This is a genomic window from Amycolatopsis sp. NPDC059027, from assembly GCF_042739735.1.
GTDB lineage: Bacteria > Actinomycetota > Actinomycetes > Mycobacteriales > Pseudonocardiaceae > Amycolatopsis.
This window is the reverse complement of the sequence record NZ_JBHYIK010000072.1, coordinates 1-19,182: the sequence shown is the minus strand read 5'-3', so window position 1 is coordinate 19,182 and position 19,182 is coordinate 1. Positions and strand designations below refer to the sequence as shown.

Here is a 19,182-nt window from a genome sequence, read left to right as displayed (position 1 = left end):
TTTGGTTTTTAGACAAACCACCCCCCCACCCCACCCCACCCCCCCCCCCCCCGCGTTCCGGCGGCCTGGGGGAAACCGCCGGAGATCGGTTCCTCCCCCCGAGGGGAACCGGTCTGCCAGGGAGACTCGGCACCGTGACCCCCATTACGCCCGTTCGAATGTGACCTGTGTCACATATCTACCCGTTCGCGGCACGAGTGGTCCAGTCGCGACACCGCCGATTACAGGTCCGTCGGTGGCATGGGGTAGACGTGGGGACGTGGACACGACCTCACCTCTCCGCGACCGAGCCGAGACCCTCCTGCGGGCACTGGCCGGTGAGCGAGCGACCCTGCGCGAGGACCAGTGGACGGCGATCGAAGCACTGGTCGCCGAGCACAGGCGCGCGCTCGTCGTGCAGCGCACCGGCTGGGGCAAGTCGGCGGTCTACTTCCTCGCGACAGCGTTGCTGCGGGAACGCGGCAGCGGGCCGACGGTGATCATCTCGCCGCTGCTCGCGCTGATGCGCAACCAGATCGCCGCGGCGGCGCGGGCTGGGATCCACGCAGCGACGATGAACTCGGCGAACCCGCAGGAGTGGGACCAAGTCCAGGCGGCCGTGGCGGCGGGCGAGGTGGACGTCCTGCTGGTGAGCCCGGAACGGCTGAACAACCCCGACTTCCGCGACACCGTGCTGCCCAAGCTGACCGCGAGCGCCGGGCTGCTCGTGGTCGACGAGGCCCACTGCATCTCCGACTGGGGGCACGACTTCCGCCCCGACTACCGCAGGCTGCGCACGCTGCTCGCCGAGCTGCCCGACGGCGTCCCGGTGCTGGCCACCACCGCGACCGCGAACGACCGGGTGGCCACCGATGTGGCCGATCAGCTGGGCATCGGCACCGGCGGGGACACCGTGGTGCTGCGCGGCAGCCTCGACCGGGAAAGCCTGCGGCTGTCGGTCTGCCGGCTGCCGACCCCGCAGGCACGGCTGGCCTGGCTCGCCGAGCATCTGGAAAAGCTGCCAGGCTCGGGAATCATCTACACGCTCACCGTCGCGGCCGCCCACGATGTGGCCTCGCTGCTGGCCGAGCGGGGCTACCGCGTCGCGGCCTACACCGGGAAGACCGATCCGGCCGACCGCCAGGCCGCTGAGGACGATCTGCTGGAGAACCGAGTGAAGGCGCTGGTGGCGACGTCCGCGCTCGGAATGGGATTCGACAAACCGGATCTCGGGTTCGTCGTGCACCTCGGCGCCCCGTCCTCCCCCATCGCGTACTACCAGCAGGTCGGGCGTGCCGGTCGCGGTGTGGAGCGGGCGGAGGTGATCCTGCTGCCCGGCGAGGAGGACAGGGCGATCTGGGCGTATTTCGGCTCACTGGCCTTCCCGGACGAGCTGCGGGTGACGCAGGTGCTCAACTCGCTCGCCTACGCCGACCGTCCACTTTCGACAGCCGCGCTGGAGCCGACCGTCGAGCTGTCGCGGACGCGGCTGGAGATGGTGCTGAAGGTCCTCGACGTCGACGGCGCGGTCCGGCGCGTCAAGGGCGGCTGGGAGAGCACCGGCCAGGACTGGCACTACGACCGCGAGCGGTATGCGCGGGTCGCCACGGCCCGTACCGCCGAGCAGGAGGCAATGCTCGGCTATCTCGGCACGACGGAGTGCCGGATGGAGTACCTCCGTCGTCAGCTCGACGACCCCGAGGCGGCGCCGTGCGGGCGCTGCGACAACTGCACCGGCGAGCACTGGGACACGACGGTGTCGGAGGACAGCGTGGTCGCCACCCGCGAACGGCTGGAGCGGCCGGGAGTCGAAGTGGCGCAACGCAAGCAGTGGCCCAGCGGGATGTCCGCGCTGGACGTCCCGCTGTCGGGGCGGATCGCGGCCGCCGAGCAGGCCGAGCCGGGTCAGGTGCTCGGCAGGCTCACCGACGTCGGCTGGGGCACCCGGCTGCGGGAGCTCGTCGGAACGACGGCGAAGGACGGCGAGGTCCCGGACGGCGTGTTCCAGGCCTGCGTCAAGGTGCTGGCCGCCTGGCAGTGGGCGGAGCGGCCGGTCGCGGTGGTCGAGATCCCCTCGGCGACCCGGCCCCGGCTCACGCACAGCCTGGCCACCCGGCTGGCTTCGATCGGGCGGCTCGAATACCTGGGCGCACTGGAGTCGGCGGGTCCGCCGCCGCGGCAGGCCAACAGCGCTCAGCGGCTGGCCGATCTGTGGCGACGGCTGAGCCTGCCCGGTGAGGTCGGGGATCGGGTTTCCGGTGCGGCGGGGCCGATCCTGCTGATCGACGACGTGATCGACACCGGCTGGACGATGACGCTGGCGTCCCGGCTGTTGCGCCAGGCGGGCGCACCCGCTGTCCTGCCCTTCGCGCTCGCCAGCACGGCGTGACGACCGGACAACCCGACGACGAAAGGAGTACACCGGCCCGCAATTCGCTGACACGATGAGTTCATGGACTTCGCCGAAGTGCTCAAGGCACGCCACATGGTGCGCACCTACCGGCCGGACCCCGTCGACGACGAGGTGCTGAGGCGGATCGTCAAGGTGATCCACCGGGCGCCGAGCGCCGGATTCAGCCAGGGACACCGGCTGCTCGTGATCACCGACGCCGGGCTGCAGGACCGGATCGCCGACCTCTACGACCCGAAGTACGGCCGCGTGGGCTTTCCCGAATGGGTACGCCAGGCACCGGTGCTCATCGCCCTGTGCGTGCGGGAGGAGTCCTACCACGAGCGATACCGGAAGCCCGACAAGATCAACGAGGACGGCACCGAGATCGGCTGGCCGGTGCCGTACTGGTGGTTCGACAGCGGCAGCCTGCTCGTACTGCTGCAACTCGCCGCCGCGAACGAGGGCCTGGCCACCGGGTTCTTCGGCCCGCACGAAGAAGGGCTGCGCGAGTTGCTGGAGCTGCCGGACGACTGGGGGCTCGCCGGTGTCGTGACGTTGGGGTACGCGCCGGAGGAGGACGGCGTGCGGCGCGAGTTGTTCCGGCAGCAGCGCCTGCAGTTGGACGAACTGGTCGAGTGGCGCCGCTAGGACCGCACGCAAGGAAAACTTCCGAACCGGCTGGCGATCCGGTAGAGGGCAGTCCGAACGTCAGGTGAAGGCATGCCACTGTCCACTTTGTACTCCCCGAGACGCGCGGCAGCGAGCTGCGCTAAATCCTTCGTCACCGCGCGTTCCCTCCCGCTACCCTGCGAATTCCGCGACGAGGACGAAGGAGGGACACCATGCAGACAGCCGAGGTGAGCGAGGAACTGGCACGACGCGTGGTGGACGCCGTCGCCCGTGCACTGGACATCACGCTGACTCCCGACGAGGCGCTGATCCAGGTGTCCACGCGTGAAGGCGTGGACTACCAAGCCAATCTCGCGATGAGCCTCGGCAAACGGGCCGGCCGCGCGCCGCGGGAAGTGGCGGCCCTCATCGCCGAGCACGTCGACCTCGGCGGGATCGCGGAGCCACCGGAGATCGCGGGCCCCGGGTTCCTGAACTTCGTCCTGCGCCGCGAGTGGCTGGAACAGCGCGTCGCGGCGATCGCCGTCGATCCCCGGCTCGGGGTCGCGAAGACAACGGCCCCGCGGCGGATCGCGCTCGACTACAGCAGCCCGAACGTCGCGAAGGAAATGCACGTCGGGCATCTGCGGTCGACGGTGATCGGCGACGCGCTCGCCCGGCTGCTGCGGTTCGCCGGGCACGAGGTGCTGCCGCACAACCATCTCGGTGACTGGGGCACCCCGTTCGGCATGCTGATCGAGCAGCTGCTCGACGAGCGGCACGAGGGCAGCCGGATCGAGGATCTCGACGCGTTCTACCGGGCCGCACGGCGGAAATTCGACACCGACGAGGCCTTCGCGACCAGGGCACGCGAACGCGTCGTGCTGCTGCAGGGCGGCGACGCCGAGACACTGGCGACCTGGCAGCGACTCGTCGACGAGTCGACACGGCACTTCAACGAGGTCTACGCCCTGCTCGGCGTCACCCTGACCGACGCCGACCTCTACGGCGAAAGTTTCTACAACCCGTACCTCGCCAAGGTCGTCGCGGATCTGGAGGCCACCGGGCTGACCGAGGTCAGCGACGGCGCGGTGTGCGTGTTCCCCGACGGATTCCGCAACCGGGAAGGCGATCGGCTCCCGCTGATTGTCCGGAAACGGGACGGCGGCTACGGCTATGCCGCGACCGACCTCGCGACGCTGCGGTACTGGACGGCCGAGCGCGGCGCCACCGACCTGCTCTACGTCGTGGGTGCACCGCAGGCGCAGCACTTCGCGATGGTCTTCGCGGTCTGCCGCGACGCGAAGTGGCTCACGACGCAGCACGCCGAGCACATCGGGTTCGGCTCGGTGCTCGGCGCGGACGGGAAGACGATGCGGACCCGGGCGGGCGACACCGTGAAGCTGGCCGATCTGCTCGCCGAAGCCGTCGGCCAGGCCGAGTCCGTCGTGGCGGAACGCAGCGAACTGCCCGCCGATGCCCAGCGGGAGGTGGCCCGTGCCGTCGGCATCGGCGCGATCAAGTACGCGGACCTGTCCGGCGACCGCGAGCGCGACTACGTCTTCGCCTGGGATCGGATGCTCGCGCGTGAGGGCAACACGTCGGTCTACCTCCAGTATGCGAACGCCCGGATCCGCTCGCTGCTGGCCCGCGCGGGCGAACCCGAACCGGACACGCCGGTGCTGCTCGACGACCCCGCCGAGCGGACACTGGCGCTGAGCCTGCTCCGCTTCGGCGAGGCCGTGCACAGCGCGACGTCGTCTTACTCGCCGCACAAGTTGTGCACGTATCTGTACGAAACCGCGGTGGTGTTCTCCCGGTTCTACGAGCGCTGCCCGGTGCTCACGGCGCCGACGGACGAACTGCGCGCGTCACGGCTGCGGCTGGCGACGCTGGCCTCGCGCACGCTGGTGCTCGGCCTGTCACTGCTCGGCATCGACACGCCCGACCGGCTCTAGCTCCAGTACAGGTAACCGCCCTGGTCACCGGTCTGCGGGTTCTGGTTGACGTCGTCGCGGCGGGCCTGGCCGAGGCCGTTCCCCCTGGCGAGCGGACGCCCTCTGCGGTTGCGGTCCTTGAAGTCCACGACCACGGCGATCGCGAGCAGACCGACGATGATGACGCCCAGGATCACGAATACTTCCAGCATGATGCCCCCTCACGCTTGGGCGGTTCTCCCGTGAACCACCTACCGCAACGATACGACCGGCCGCCATGAACGCCAGAAAACTTAAGGGGCATTTAACAAAGAGATCGGAAGTAAGCCGCCCAGCAAGGTCCGCCGACCTGCACGACCGCTTACTTTCGATCGACTTGGTATCTACAACCACAGTGGGTTGTTATTTCTGATTTGCTCAGGAGTTGCCCTGGTCCCGGAAGACGCGGCGCTTCAGGGCGGGCACCGAGCCGATCAGGCCCAGCACACCGCGAGCCATCGCCCTGCCGAAGCGATTCTCGGACACGAACTGGTCCGCACTGCGGGCCGAGGCACGCACGGCCTGGAATCCGTAGTCGCGCATCCGGTGTTCGTAATCCGCGACGGCGGCACCGGCGTCGCCGCCGTCCCGGTGCGCCGCGACGAGGTTACGGCACAGCAACCGCGCGTCCCGCAGCGCCGTGTTCGCCCCGATCCCGCGCAACGGGGTCATGCTGTGCACGGCGTCGCCGAGCAGGGTCACCGGGCCGGTGGGCCACGGCTTCACGGGAACCGAGGTGAGCAGCGGAATCCGCGTCACGGTCTCCCCCGGACTGTCCGCGACGAGCAGGCGGAACCCGGGATGCCAGCCGTGGACGCGCTCCAGCACCATCGAACGCAGGCCCGGACCGTCCAGTTCGGACAGTCCGGCCGGGTACCGTGCCGCGTTCGCGCCGAAGGCCCACATGACGTAGGAACCGGTGTTGTCGAACAGGATCGGGTCGATCTCCGCGGTCTCGTCGTTCACCGCCGTGCCACCGAATTCGTGCGGGGCGGTGAACATCCCGAGGCCACTCGGCGCCATCACGAGGTTCGGCCCGCCCGTCAGCCGTCGCGGAAGCAGTGACCGGGTCTCGTCGGTGAGCGGGAATTTCCCCGCCACGGTGACGATCCCGGTGTCGACCCGGTCCGCGTGCGGCAGGAACTGCTTGCGTACCCGGGAATTCGCGCCGTCCGCGCCGATCACCAGGTCGGCCTCGGCCGTGCTGCCGTCGGCGAAATGGCAGGTGACGGACCTCGGGCCTTGTTCGTAGCGGACGAATTCCTTGCCGTAGTTCAGGATTCCGTCGAGACCCGAGGACAGGACCTGGTGCAGGGAGATCCGGCTGACCGAATGATGGGCCGACGCCGGGTCGTGACCGCCCTCGTCGTCGATCACGACCAGCTCGCGCAGTTGTTCGGTGACGAACGCGAAGGCGCCGCCACGCCGTCCGCAGGTGGCCACGAATCTCTCCCACTGCTCGTCGGGCAGGCAGGCGCGCAGCGCCGCCGCACCGTGCGGGTTGATGTGCACCCGGTAGCCCTGTAGCCGCTCCGCCCGGGTCCGGCCGCGCTCGTACACGGCCACGTCCAGTCCTGCTTTTCGCAGTCCGTGCGCCAGGCACAGCCCGCCCGTGCCGCCGCCGATGACGGCGATCCTCGTGGTCATCTTCAGCTCCTCTCGCCCACCTCATAATCATCCTCACGGATAATTAAGTCAACCCTGAAGCTGATAGAGTCAGCGACTAGGCTGGTCCCGTGGCCGAACCGACTCCCCGCCGCTCGCCGCGCCCGGACGAGCGCAAACGCGACCCCGAACGCACGAAGGCGCGGATCCTCGAAGCCGCGAAAGCCGAGTTCGGCGCGAAGGGGTTCGCCTCGGCACGGGTCGGCGACATCGCGGCACGCGCGGGCGTGAACAAGCAGCTGATCTCGTACTACTTCGGCGGCAAGGAAGGCCTGTACACCGAGCTGACCAGCACGATGAACCAGGACTACGTCGCGCTGGCCGATCCGGGACGCCCGCTGGCCGACGTCGTCCGCGACTTCGCCGCCGCCGGGCTGGGCGACGTCGACCTCGGCAGGCTGTTCCTCTGGGAGAACCTGACCGACGGCGCGCCGGACGCCGTCGGTGTCGAGGAACAGCGGGAATTCCTGCGGCACCAGGTCGACTACGTCCGGGCCCGCCAGGCCGCGGGCGACTTCCCGGACGACGTCGACCCCGCCACGCTCCTGCTCATCCTGATGTCCGCCGCGAGCGCGGCGCTCGCGCTGCCCCGGGTGGTCCGCGCGCTGACCGGCCAGGATCCGGGCTCCCCCGAGTTCGCCCGGGCCTACGCGGACCAGCTGGCGCGCGTCGTCGGCCACCTCAAGCCGTAGCGTCGGCCTTCGCGCGGCGGCGCTCGGGGAAGCGCTGGGTGGCGACGGCGAGGGCGAGCGCGAGGGCCACCAGCACCGCGCTCACCCAGGGGGCGCCGCGATAACCGAGCGCCGTGCCGATGGCGAGCCCGCCGAACCACGGCCCGACCACGGCCCCGACGTTGAACGCGGCGGTGGCCAGGCCACCTGCCAGCGTCGGGGCGCCGGGAGCCACCGCGAACACGCGCGGGATCAGCGTGGACCCGACCCCGAACGACAGCACGCCCAGCACGAATACGAGCACGATCGCGACGACGAGGTTCGCGGCCGTGACCGCCAGCAGGATCCAGCCGAGCAGCAGGGCCGCGCTTCCGCCGAACAGGACCAAACCGGGCCGGACGTCGGCGAGCCTGCCTCCGAGTGTCACGCCCAGGAACGAGCCCACACCGAAGAGCGCGAGCAGGGCGGGCACCCAGCCGACGCCGAGCCCGCCGACCGTGGTGAACAGCGTCGCGAGATAGGTGAAGGTACCGAACGTCCCGCCGTTGACCAGCGCGCCGAGCAGCAGGACGACCAGTAGCCGGGGCTCACGCAACACGCGGAGTTCCTTGCGCGCACTCGTTTCCGCCGACGCCGGGCGGCCACCGGGAATCGTTCGCAGGATCGCGAAAAGGGCCGGGAGCGAGACCACGGCGACCGCCCAGAAGGCCGACCGCCAGCCCCAGAACTGGCCGAGCAGCGCACCGGCCGGGACGCCCGCGATACAGGCGACGGTGACCCCACTGACCACAATGGACGTCGCGCGGCCGCGTAGTTCCGGCCTGACCATCGCGTTCGCGGCGGCCAGCGCGACAGCCCAGAACCCGGCGTTGGCCAGCGCCCCGGCAACGCGGGTGGCCAGCAGGACGCCGAAATCGGCCGTCAACGCGCCGAGCACGTGGACGACCACGAAGACGCTCAGGAAGGCGACGAGCGCGCCACGCCGGGAAAGGCGCAGGCTCAGCAACGCCATCACCGGGGCTCCGATCACCATCCCGGCCGCGAAGGCCGAGGTCAGCAAACCGGCGGCGGGAACGGACACGTGCAGGTCGGCCGCGATGTCCGCGACGAGACCGGAAAGCATGAACTCGGACGTCCCCTGGGCGAACACCGCCAGTCCGAGCAGGTAAAGGGCGAAAGGCATGAACAGACTCCGCAACCACATCGAGGGTCGACAAGGCGACGGCGGACCACGAGTCCACAGAGGACATACGTGGCCACCGAGGGAAAGAACCTGATTTCGGCTACGGCGATCCGGTGGCTGGGGTCGCGCCGGGCACATCACGACCTGGATCGGTCGCGGACCTTCGGCACGCCGACGCAAGAGAGCCACCGGAGGCCGGTGGCTACAGTCTGTTCGCCTCGGGACTGTTCACGACGGCGAGGCTAGCAACGCCCCGCACGCGGTGTCCACGTGATTTCGCCGCGTCCTCAGCGCAGCGGGACCAGGTCGTCGGCGTGCACGACCTCGCGACGTTGTTCGGCGGGCAGCTCATGGCTGGAGCGCCCGATCAGTTCGGGCAACTCGCCGGCATCGAAGGCCACGACGCCCCGGGCGACCGCGCGCTCGCGCGGGTCGACGAGGTCGACGACGTCGCCTGCCTGGAAATCGCCGTCCACCCCGGTGATCCCGGCCGCGAGCAACGAACGGCGGCGGCGTACGACGGCGGCGACCGCGCCGTCGTCCAGCCGCAGCTTGCCGGTCGCGTCGGCGGCGTACCCGAGCCAGAACCGCCGCGCGGACAACCGGGTGTCCGCCGCGGTGAAGGCGGTGCCCACCTTGGCCTCGGTCAGCGCGTCGGTGGCGTTGGCCGCGGCCGCCAGCAGCACCGGAATCCCGGCCGCGGCGGCGGTGCGGGCCGCGGCCAGCTTGGACACCATGCCCCCGGTGCCGAGACCCGAGCTGGACATGCCGACGGTGATTCCGTCCACATCGGACGCACCACGGACCTCGTCGATGCGACGAGTGGCGCCGCCGCGCGGATCCCCGTCGTACAGTCCGTCCACATCGGACAACAGGACGAGCGCGTCGGCGCCGATGAGATGCGCGACGAGCGCGGCCAGCCGGTCGTTGTCCCCGAAGCGGATCTCCTCGGTGGCCACGGTGTCGTTCTCGTTGACCACCGGGACCGCACCGAGCGCGAGCAGCCGGGAGAACGTGCGCTGCGCGTTGCGGTAGTGCGCGCGCCGCACGACGTCGTCGTTGGTCAGCAGGACCTGCCCGACGGTGAGCGAGTACCGCCCGAACGATTCGGCGTAGGCATGCGCCAGCGCGAGCTGGCCGACACTCGCGGCGGCCTGCTGGCTCGCGAGATCGCGGGGGCGTTTGGCCAGCGACAGCGGGGCCAGCCCGGCGCCGATCGCCCCCGAGGACACCAGCACGATCTGCGTGCCGTGCGCGACCCGCGCGGCGATCGCGTCGACCAGAGCGTCCAATCGGGACACGTCGAGCCCGCTGCCCGCCGTCGTCAGCGCGGACGAGCCCACCTTGACCACCAGGCGCCGCGCGGACGCGACCGCCTGCCGCGTCTCGGTCACTCCGCGTCCTCGACGTCGTCCGGCCCGTCGCGGCGAATCCGGCGGGCCTCCTTGCGCTCGGACGCGCTGACGCGGTCGTTGCGCTCCAAGCGGACGTCGGTGCCCCGCCCGGACAGATGCTCCACGACGCCCGGCGTCGAGGGTTCCCATTCGAACTGGACGTCGCCGACGGTGACCGGGCTGCCGGGCACCGCGCCGAGCTTCGCCAGCCGCTCCTCCACGCCGAGACGGTTGAGCCGATCGGCGAGGTAGCCGACGGCCTCGTCGTTGCCGAAGTTCGTCTGGCGGATCCACCGCTCGGGGCGGGCGCCGCGCACGACGAACGCGCCCTCTTCCTCCGGGTCCACCTCGACGGTGAAGCCTTCGTCGTTGACGGCGAGGGGCCGCAGCACGATCTTCTCGGGCTCCAGCACCGGCTGCGCCTCGCGGTACTCCTCGACGATCGCGGCGAGGGCGAAGGTCAGCTCCCGCAGGCCCTTGCGCGACGCCGTGGAAACCTCGAACACCTTGAGCCCGCGAGCTTCGAACTCGGGACGCACCATCTCGGCCAGCTCGGCGGCCTCCGGGATGTCGATCTTGTTCAGCACCACCACGCGCGGACGTTCCTCGAGCTTCCCGCCGAGGCCGGGGGTGTACTTGGCGAGCTCATCCTCCAGAGCGTCCACATCGGACAGTGGATCGCGGCCGGGCTCGAGGGTGGCGCAGTCGACGACGTGGACCAGCACCGCGCAGCGCTCGATGTGGCGCAGGAAGTCGAGGCCGAGGCCCTTGCCCTCGCTCGCGCCGGGGATCAGGCCCGGCACGTCGGCCATCGTGAAGACGGTTTCGCCGCCGGTGATCACGCCGAGGTTGGGCACCAGCGTGGTGAACGGGTAGTCGGCGATCTTCGGCTTGGCTGCGGACAGCACCGAGATCAGTGACGACTTCCCTGCCGAGGGGAAGCCGAGCAGGCCGACGTCGGCGACCGAGCGCAGCTCCAGCACGAGGTCCCGGCTCTCCCCCGGCTCGCCGAGCAACGCGAACCCGGGCGCCTTGCGGGCCTTGGAAGCCAGCGCGGCGTTGCCGAGGCCGCCGCGCCCGCCCTGGGCGGCGACGAACGTGGTGCCGGGGCCGATCAGGTCGGCGACCATCTCGCCGTCCTCGGTGAACACGACGGTGCCGGACGGCACCTTCATCACCAGGGTTTCGCCCGCGGCGCCGGCACGGTTGCCGCCCTGGCCCATCTTGCCGTTGCCCGCCTTGGCGTGCGGGCGGAAGTGGAAGTCCAGCAGCGTGTGGACGTTCGGGTCCACGACGAGCAGGACGTCACCGCCGTTGCCGCCGTTGCCGCCGTCGGGACCGCCGAGCGGCTTGAACTTCTCGCGGTGCACCGAGGCGCAGCCGTTCCCACCGTCACCGGCGGTCAGGTGGATCACCGCGCGGTCCACGAACCGGGACGCCATGACTTGCCTCTTTCACTCGCGAGAAGGGGGATTACACAAACAAACGAGGGGTGGCGCCGGATATTCCGGCCCCACCCCTCGTCAGAGGTCTACTACGAAGCCGAACTCAGGCTTCGCTTGGCACGATGTTGACCGTCTTGCGGCCACGCTTCTCGCCGAACTGGACCGCACCGGCGGCCAGCGCGAACAGCGTGTCGTCGCCGCCACGGCCGACGTTCACGCCGGGGTGGAACTTGGTGCCGCGCTGACGGATGAGGATCTCACCCGCGTTGACCTGCTGGCCGCCGAAGCGCTTGACGCCGAGGCGCTGCGCGTTCGAGTCACGACCGTTGCGGGAGCTGGACGCACCCTTCTTGTGAGCCATAGCTCGGTCCTCTTTCTTGCGAAGATCCGGAGAAGTCTTAGTGGGAGATGGCGGTGACCTCGACGCGGGTCAGCTTCTGCCGGTGACCCTGGCGCTTGTGGTAGCCCGTCTTGTTCTTGAACTTGTGGATCCGGATCTTCGGACCCTTGGTCTGCTCGACGACCTTGCCGGTGACCGAGACCTTCGCCAACGCGTCGGCGTCCGTGGTGACCTCGCCACCGTCCACGAACAGCACGGCGGGGAAGGTGTGCTCGGTGCCCGGCTCGCCCTCGAGCTTCTCGACCTCGACGACGTCGCCGACGGCCACCTTGTACTGCTTGCCGCCGGTCTTGACGATCGCGTACGCCGACACGGAAGTCTCCTGCATTACTCGACAATGGGTGGGGGCTAGCGCTATCGGCCCGCCGGGGAGGCGGTCCAGGATTCGCGCAGCGGCCTACTCTGGTGGCAGGCCGTACTACAGGTTACGTGGGGTTCCCCGGTGCGTGTGCACCGGGGTCCCCTAGTTGTTCACTAGCTCTTTTCCGACGCGTGCACCGGCGGTCCCGCCGGGCGCGACGCGGCACGGCGCGGACGCCGCCGGGTCGAGCGCACGGCGGGTGCCGGGACGCTGACCTCGGGTTCGTCGGCCGCCTCCGGCGCCTCGGGGGCACCGGACGTCACAGGGGTCTCAGCGGGCTCAGGAGCCTTCGGCGTCTCCTGTTCCTCCCGCTCCACGGGAACCTCGTCCGCCGGGGTCGTCACGGGCTCGCCCGCCACTTCCCTGGCGGGCTCGGCGACCGGCGTCTCCTCCCTGGCGTGCCCGTTCAGGCCCGCGGGCTCGGCGGGCACGTCGTGCTCGGGCTGGTCGCCGTGCTCGCCCTTGGTCTTCGACGAGGCCTTGGCCATCGCCTGGACCGCGGAGACCACCGACTCCCGCTGCTCGGGGGTCGGCGCCGGGTGCACCGGCTCGGTCTTCGGCGCGGGCTCGGTGTGCTGCTGCTCCTCGGCCTTGTTCCGGCCGCGCGAGCGCCGCGAGCTCTTCTCCCCGCCACCGTGGTTGTGGCCGTTGGAACCGCCGTTCGAGCCGTTGCCCTGCGCGGAACGCGGATCGGTCGAGACGACCACCCCGCGGCCCTTGCAGTGCTCACACGGCGTCGAGAACGCTTCCAGCAGGCCCGTGCCGATCTTCTTGCGGGTCATCTGGACCAGGCCCAGCGAGGTGACCTCGGCGACCTGGTGACGCGTGCGGTCGCGGCCGAGGCATTCGGTCAGCCGCCGCAGCACCAGCTCGCGGTTGGACTCGAGCACCATGTCGATGAAGTCGATCACGATGATGCCGCCGATGTCCCGCAGCCGGAGCTGACGGACGATCTCCTCCGCCGACTCCAGGTTGTTGCGGGTCACCGTCTCCTCGAGATTGCCACCCGATCCGGTGAACTTCCCGGTGTTGACGTCGATCACCGTCATCGCCTCGGTCCGGTCGATGACCAGGTACCCGCCCGACGGCAGCCAGACCTTGCGGTCGAGCGCCTTGGTGATCTGCTCGTCGATGCGGTGCTCGGCGAAGGCGTCGCCGGTGCCGGTGTAGCGCTTGAGGCGGTCGGTCAGGTCCGGCGCGACGTGCTGGACGTAGCCGTGGATCGTCTCCCACGACCGGTCGCCCTGGATCTCCAGCTTGCCGAAGTCCTCGGTGAACAGGTCACGCACGACCTTGACCAGCAGGTCCGGCTCCTCGTAGAGCATGACCGGGGCGCCGCCCTTCTTGGCGGAACCCGCGTCGGCCTTCTCCTTGATGACGTCCCACTGCGCCTTCAGCCGCCGCACGTCGCGGTCGAGCTCCTCCTCGCTGATGCCCTCCGAGGCTGTGCGAATGATCACACCCGCGTCCTCGGGGACGATCCGCTTGAGGATGTCCTTGAGGCGGCGCCGCTCGTTCTCCGGCAGCTTGCGCGAGATCCCGGTGGCACCGCCGGCGGGCACGTAGACCAGGAAGCGGCCCGGCAGCGAGATCTGCGTGGTCAGCCGGGCGCCCTTGTGCCCGACCGGGTCCTTGGTGACCTGCACCAGCACGCTGTCGCCGGTGGACAGCGCCTGCTCGATCTTGCGGGCCTTGCCCTCGAGACCGGCGGCGTCCCAGTCCACCTCGCCCGCGTAGAGCACGGCGTTGCGGCCGCGGCCGATGTCGATGAACGCGGCCTCCATGCTGGGCAGCACGTTCTGGACGCGGCCCAGGTAGACGTTGCCGACGATCGAGCCACTGCCCGAGGACGTCACGAAGTGCTCGACCAGCACGCCGTCCTCGAGCACGCCGATCTGGGTCGAGTCGCCCTTCTCGGCGACGACCATCGTGCGTTCGACCGACTCGCGGCGGGCCAGGAACTCGGCCTCGGAGAGGATCGGAGCGCGACGGCGGCCCGCCTCGCGGCCGTCCCGGCGGCGCTGGCGCTTGGCCTCCAGCCGGGTCGAGCCACGCACGCTGCGCACCTCGTCGCGGGCGGGGCGCTCGGGCTCGGCCTTGGCCTGGCGGACGTGGGTGACCGTGTTCGGCGGGTCGTCGGTACCCGTCGCTTCGGCGGTCTCCCCGTCGTCCCCGCCCTTGCGGCGGCGACGGCGGCGACGGCGTTTGCTGCCGCTCTCGCCCTCGGCGTCGGCTTCCGCCTCGGCGGGAGCTTCCGCGCTCTCGGCCTGCTCGGCGTTCTCGCCCTTGGCCGCCTTCTCCTCCTTGCCCTGCTTACGGGGCTCGGGGGAAGAGGCGGTGGGCTCGGTCTGCTCGTCGGTCTCGCCCGCCTCGTCGCCGCCCTTGCCGCGGCCACGGCCCCGGCGGCCACGACGACGGCGACGGCGGCTGCCGCCCGCGTCGTCGCCCTCGTCATCGGCGTTCTGCTCGACGGCCGCGGTCTCTTCCTGCGCCTGGGCCTCGTCCTCGGCCGGCTCCTCGCCGGCGGCGAAGACGGGCTCGGGCTTGCGGGCGGGCTTCGCCGCGGGCGGCTCCGGCGGCAGGAACACCGGCGACGGCGCGGCGAACACCGGCAGGTGCGCCGCGGGTGCCCGGCGTGCCGGGGTCTCCGGCTCCGGCGCGGGCTCGGCGGCCGGTGCGGCCACCGGCTCCGGCGCGGCGGCTTCGGGCGTTTCGGTGGTCTCCGGGGTCTCCCCCGCCTGATCCTCGACGGCGCCCAGCGCAGCGGCGACGCGCAGCGCCACCTCACGAGTCACGCTGGACTGGGCGCTACGGGTGGTTTCGCCCAGCTCGGCGAGCTTGGCCAGCAGTTCACGGCTGTTCGAGCCGAGCAGCTTCGCGAGTGCGTGCACCCGGATCCGGGCCGGAAGCTCGGCCAGCGGACCGGTCGTGGGTGTGGCGGGATTCCCGCCGCTGCTCTCGGCGGGTGTATCCGCGTTCGACATATGTTGTCTCCTCCGCCCCCGGGCGCGTCTCCGGCTCACACCGGCCGACGCGGCCGCGCAGGGGCCCCTTTCTGTTCGTTCCGCCCTGGTGCTCTACCAGCGACGGGAATCCTTGCCAACAGCCGCGACGGCGCCACCGGTCCGATGTGCCGCACACGGCAAGGTCTCCTCGGCGGCGCACCGTCCCCGCCCGCGGCCCCTGGCCGCCCGCCACGTCGTCCAGCCGCCCGGGCTAACGGGCGGCGACGCGCGTGTGCCGGTTCTGCACACCACCGGGCCACAACACCGCAGGCACCGCCTCTCACGGATGCCCCACGGCCCAGCGGCCACCGCAAGTATCCCACATGAGCACACCGGTCCGGTGTAGTCGGTGTCCGTCGCAGGCCGCGCGGGCGCGCCGGGGCCCACCGGCCGGGGGAACTTCCCGGCAAAGCTTGTCCGGTCGCGCCGGGGTGGCTAGCGTGCGGCTCGGGACGCCCGAGAGGCGCGTCCACCGTTCCCGCACCCCGGTGGGAGGTCCGGTGTCCCTGCTGGCGCGGCCGCGGCGTGCGGCCGTGTGCGCGATGCTGGTGCTGAGCACCTGTGTCACGGCCGTGACCCCGGCGAACGCCGACGAACCCGCGTGCGCCGACACCGGCAGGGCGCTCCGCTACGTCGTCGCGTTCGATCGCGGCACCGCGGAGGACGTCGCACGTTCGCGGATCGCACGGGACTGCGGGGACACCACGGCGTACTACCCCCAGATCGCGGTGGCGGTCGCGACCTCGGCCGATCCCGGCTTCGCCGCCAGGGTGGGTCCCAGCCGTACCTTCAGCGCGCAGGCCGAGCGGCTCGCGAGCCAGCGGGCGAACGGCGGCGCGGTCCGGCCCCAGCCCGCCAGGGCGACCCTCGCGCCCACGGACCCGGCGCGGGTGCCCGGCGCGGACCTCACCGGTGAGCAATGGGACATGCGCGCGATCAACGCGCCGTGGGCGCACGACGTCGCCCGTGGCAGCCGCGACGTCGTGGTCGGCGTGCTGGACTCCGGGATCGACCCGGACCACCCCGATCTCGCCGCGGCGGTCGACGCCGACGATTCGGCGGGGTGCCTGACCGGCGCACCCGACACCGCGCGGGCCGCGTGGGCACCGACGACGTCGGCGCACGGCACGCACGTCGCCGGGATCATCGCCGCCGCGGACGACGGCAAGGGCGTCACCGGGGTCGCGCCCGGTGTGCGGGTCGCGTCGGTGAAGGTGATCGACGACCGCGGCTACGCCGACCCGGAGGCCGCGGTGTGCGGGCTGATGTGGGCCGCGGCCCGGCACATGCGGGTGACCAACAGCAGCTTCTTCGTCAACCCGTGGTCGTTGTCCTGTGTGCGCGGGAACGACCACGGCGTGGTGCACGAGGTGCTGGCCAGAGCGGTCGAGTACGCGACGTCGGCGGGGACCCTCAACGTCGCGGCGGCCACGAACGAAGCCGTCGACCTGACGCCGTCGCCCCGGTCGGGAACCCCCATGGACGGCGGTGGGTGCGAGGCGCTGCCCGCGGGCCTGCGGGACGTCGTGTCCGTGTCGGCGGTGGGCGCGGACCGGGTCAAGGCGGGCTACAGCTCCTACGGCCTGGGCGTGATCGATGTCACCGCACCGGGTGGCGAGGCCGGGCGATGCGTCGTCTCGACCGTGCCCGGCGGGTACGCGCCGCTGTGCGGGACGTCGATGGCGGCGCCGCACGCGGCCGGGGTCCTGGCGCTGCTCGCCTCCACGCAGCCGGGGCAGGGGCCACGGCAGTTGCGGCGTGCACTGGAGTCGAGCGCGATGCCGATGCCGTGTCCCGCCGACTACGACCTGACCGGCGACGGGCTGCAGGACGCCTACTGCGCCGGGTACGAGGGCTACAACGGCTTCTACGGGCACGGGATGGTGGACGCGCTGGCCGCGGTCGCGCCGCGGCCGCGGCATCCGGACCCGGATCGCTGATCGCGGCCTGCTCACGCGCTCCGGATGTGTCCTTTGTGGATCGTGGTGCCGTGAAGGGGTCCTTCACGGTGTTCGGCAGGCCCGAGGGATGTAAGGACATCGTGACGCTCGTGGCTTCGGGCAGCGGCGTTGTCTGTCGCGAACGCTCCGTCCGGGACGTTCACCGTCCTCAATGGAGCGTTCGCGACGTCCCCGGCGGTCGGCGCGGTGGTCCGGCGGGCGGCTGCGGCCAGGGCGTCCCTCGGTTTCGGTGGACGGGCATACCCGAGGGCCGCCGTGCCGGACGGGCGCAGGGGTGAACCGCGGCGGTGAGCCGGACCGTCAGGTGAGCAGGAGCTTGCCGATGCGGCGGGTGGTGCCGATCACGCCGATCACCGCCAGCGCGAGCAGATAGGCGAGATTTCCCAGCATTCCCGGGGAAAGCGCGCCGATGGCGAGACCGCGCATCAGCTCGATCCCGTGGTACAGCGGGAAACACCGCACCACCCACTGCAGCGGTTCCGGGTAGACGGACAGCGGGAAGAACGTGGTGGAGAACAGGAACATCGGCATCAGCACGAGGTTGATGTAGTCGAACTGCGAGGTCGACTTCAGGAACGTCACCAGTGCCATGCTGACCGCCGCGAACGCGAAGGTGACCAGCAGTGCCACCGGGAGCAGCAACAGCGCCCACCACGAGGTGAGCAGGCCCATCGCCGCTGTCACGCCGAGGAACGCGAGCGAGTAGAGCCCGCCGCGGAGCACCGCCCAGCCGATCTCGCCGGCGGCGATGTCGAGCGGGCCGAGCGGGGTGGCCAGCATGGCGTCGTACAGCTTGCCGTAGCGCAGTTTGAAGAAGATGTTGTAGCTCTCGTAGACCGCGCCGTTCATCGCCGAGGTCGCGAGGAGCGCCGGCGCCACGAAGGCGACGTAACTCATCGGGTGACCGTCCGGGCCGGTGACCTCGGTGACCAGTTTGCCGAAGCCCAGCTGGAAGGCGAGCAGGTAGAAGAACGGCTCGAAGACGCCGGAAACCAGAATCATCCACGCGCGGCGATACACCACCACCGACCGCTCGATGACCGCGGACGGCCTGCCGCTGTAGAGGGCGGGCGGCAGGATACGCAGCAGCAGGCCGCGGCGTGCGGGTTCGGCGAGCACAGTCATCTCACACCACCAGACGTCGGTAGAAGAAACGGTGCGCGCACGCCCAGCCGACGGCGAACAACGCGACCAGGAACGCCAGGTGCCCGAGCGCGGCCCAGCCGCCCACCCCGCCGACGCTGACCGCGCGGGACAGCTGGGTTCCGTGCCACAGCGGGGAAATCCAGGCCAGCCAGCGCAGCACGAGCGGCAGCTGGGTGATCGGGAAGAACGTGCCGGAGAACAACGTCATCGGCATCACCACGAAGCGGAAGATCAGCCCGAACCGCACGCCCTCGTCGAACGTCTTCGCCGCGATCGCCACCATCGGGGTGGCGCAGGCGAGCCCCGTGACCGTGCCCGCGACGATCACCGCGAGCACCCCGGCGTTCGACCAGGCGCCGAAGAACGCGGCGATGACGGCGTAGACGATCCCGGACAGGGTGAGCCGGATCGCCGTCCAGATGATGTGCCCGCCGAGCACCTGTCCCGGGGAGACCGGGGTGGCCGTGACCGCGAGGTAGTCGCGCTGCCATTTGAACCCGGACAGCACCGGGTAGCTGGAATCGCCGATCCCTTGCTGCGCCGCGCCCGCCACGAGCATGGCGGGAGCGACGTACGCGAGATACGACAGCCCGCCGGTGACAGGCCCGGCCCGCACCTGCGAGCCGAAGCCGAGACCCATCGCCGCGAGGAACAGGACGGGCTGCAGCCCGGTCGAGTACAGCGTGGCCAGCCAGTAGCGCCGGTACCAGGTCCAGTGCCCCTCGACCCGCAACCAGGCCCCGTGCCACGCCCCGACGACCCGACCGGTGGAACTAACCGACGACACTATCCCTCCCCAAGCAACTCATGACGACTTCTTCCCTGGCACACAAGGCGATCCCGGTACGCCAGGCGACCCAGGCCGGGGGTCCGGGGGCGTGCCCCCGGGCGGGGTGTTGGGGTTTGAGCCCCACAAAAAAACAGAAGAGTGGGACCCGCGGGCGCGGTGAGCCCGGACACCACCCCCCCCCCCCAACCGGCAAAGAACACAGTGC

The 19,182-nt window shown here is 70.8% G+C and carries 15 protein-coding genes; 5 read left to right on the top strand and 10 right to left on the bottom strand.

From position 1 onward, the window contains the following. The first annotated feature begins 259 nt into the window (after positions 1 to 259). From ACFWY9_RS36160 to argS, 3 genes are all read left to right on the top strand, one after another. Complete coding sequence (locus tag ACFWY9_RS36160) at positions 260 to 2,368, top strand: RecQ family ATP-dependent DNA helicase (protein WP_378340996.1); 2,109 nt, start codon at positions 260 to 262, stop codon at positions 2,366 to 2,368. A gap of 63 nt (positions 2,369 to 2,431) precedes the next feature. Further along, complete coding sequence (locus tag ACFWY9_RS36155) at positions 2,432 to 3,019, top strand: nitroreductase family protein (RefSeq protein ID WP_378326664.1); 588 nt, start codon at positions 2,432 to 2,434, stop codon at positions 3,017 to 3,019. Positions 3,020 to 3,213: 194 nt separating this feature from the next. After that, positions 3,214 to 4,938, top strand: coding sequence for an arginine--tRNA ligase (gene argS, locus ACFWY9_RS36150; protein ID WP_378340995.1), 1,725 nt, complete (start codon positions 3,214 to 3,216; stop codon positions 4,936 to 4,938). Here the strand turns inward: argS and ACFWY9_RS36145 are convergent. Together ACFWY9_RS36145 and ACFWY9_RS36140 are read right to left on the bottom strand one after the other, a co-directional pair. After that, complete coding sequence (locus ACFWY9_RS36145) at positions 4,935 to 5,129, bottom strand: hypothetical protein (RefSeq protein WP_378326662.1); 195 nt, start codon at positions 5,127 to 5,129, stop codon at positions 4,935 to 4,937. The two genes, argS and ACFWY9_RS36145, sit on opposite strands and share 4 nt — an antisense overlap. Before the next feature lie 205 nt (positions 5,130 to 5,334). Beyond that, positions 5,335 to 6,603 (bottom strand): FAD-dependent oxidoreductase, encoded by a 1,269-nt coding sequence (locus ACFWY9_RS36140; RefSeq protein WP_378340994.1) that lies wholly within the window; start codon positions 6,601 to 6,603, stop codon positions 5,335 to 5,337. Between the two features lie 89 nt (positions 6,604 to 6,692). Between ACFWY9_RS36140 and ACFWY9_RS36135 the strand changes: the two genes are divergently transcribed. Further along, positions 6,693 to 7,313, top strand: a complete 621-nt coding sequence (locus tag ACFWY9_RS36135) for a TetR/AcrR family transcriptional regulator (RefSeq protein ID WP_378340993.1) — start codon at positions 6,693 to 6,695, stop codon at positions 7,311 to 7,313. On the opposite strand, the gene ACFWY9_RS36130 is transcribed toward ACFWY9_RS36135, so the two are convergent. From ACFWY9_RS36130 to ACFWY9_RS36105, 6 genes are all read right to left on the bottom strand, one after another. Beyond that, positions 7,303 to 8,475, bottom strand: a complete 1,173-nt coding sequence (locus ACFWY9_RS36130) for a Cmx/CmrA family chloramphenicol efflux MFS transporter (RefSeq protein ID WP_378340992.1) — start codon at positions 8,473 to 8,475, stop codon at positions 7,303 to 7,305. The genes ACFWY9_RS36135 and ACFWY9_RS36130 overlap by 11 nt on opposite strands. Before the next feature lie 287 nt (positions 8,476 to 8,762). After that, positions 8,763 to 9,869 (bottom strand): glutamate 5-kinase, encoded by a 1,107-nt coding sequence (proB, locus tag ACFWY9_RS36125; RefSeq protein ID WP_378340991.1) that lies wholly within the window; start codon positions 9,867 to 9,869, stop codon positions 8,763 to 8,765. Further along, positions 9,866 to 11,311, bottom strand: coding sequence for a GTPase ObgE (obgE, locus tag ACFWY9_RS36120; RefSeq protein ID WP_378326657.1), 1,446 nt, complete (start codon positions 11,309 to 11,311; stop codon positions 9,866 to 9,868). The genes proB and obgE overlap by 4 nt, the downstream gene beginning before the upstream one ends. A gap of 106 nt (positions 11,312 to 11,417) precedes the next feature. Beyond that, the gene (gene rpmA, locus ACFWY9_RS36115) at positions 11,418 to 11,675 is read right to left on the bottom strand and encodes a 50S ribosomal protein L27 (RefSeq protein ID WP_378326656.1); all 258 of its coding nucleotides are present in this window, start codon (positions 11,673 to 11,675) and stop codon (positions 11,418 to 11,420) included. Between the two features lie 37 nt (positions 11,676 to 11,712). Continuing rightward, positions 11,713 to 12,027, bottom strand: a complete 315-nt coding sequence (gene rplU / locus ACFWY9_RS36110) for a 50S ribosomal protein L21 (RefSeq protein ID WP_378341015.1) — start codon at positions 12,025 to 12,027, stop codon at positions 11,713 to 11,715. 161 nt (positions 12,028 to 12,188) lie between these two features. Further along, on the bottom strand, positions 12,189 to 15,059 hold the full coding sequence (locus ACFWY9_RS36105; RefSeq protein ID WP_378326655.1) for a translation initiation factor IF-2 N-terminal domain-containing protein: 2,871 nt from the start codon (positions 15,057 to 15,059) through the stop codon (positions 12,189 to 12,191). 521 nt (positions 15,060 to 15,580) lie between these two features. Between ACFWY9_RS36105 and ACFWY9_RS36100 the strand changes: the two genes are divergently transcribed. Next, a complete protein-coding gene (locus ACFWY9_RS36100) occupies positions 15,581 to 17,020 on the top strand; it encodes a S8 family serine peptidase (protein WP_378326654.1) in 1,440 nt (479 codons plus the stop codon). A gap of 321 nt (positions 17,021 to 17,341) precedes the next feature. Here ACFWY9_RS36100 and ACFWY9_RS36095 read toward each other — a convergent pair whose 3' ends face one another. Together ACFWY9_RS36095 and ACFWY9_RS36090 are read right to left on the bottom strand one after the other, a co-directional pair. Further along, positions 17,342 to 18,166: an ABC transporter permease gene (locus tag ACFWY9_RS36095; protein WP_378326653.1), complete on the bottom strand. Its 825-nt coding sequence runs from the start codon at positions 18,164 to 18,166 to the stop codon at positions 17,342 to 17,344. A gap of 1 nt (position 18,167) precedes the next feature. Next, a complete protein-coding gene (locus ACFWY9_RS36090; RefSeq protein WP_378326652.1) occupies positions 18,168 to 18,974 on the bottom strand; it encodes an ABC transporter permease in 807 nt (268 codons plus the stop codon). Between the last annotated feature and the right edge of the window lie 208 nt (positions 18,975 to 19,182).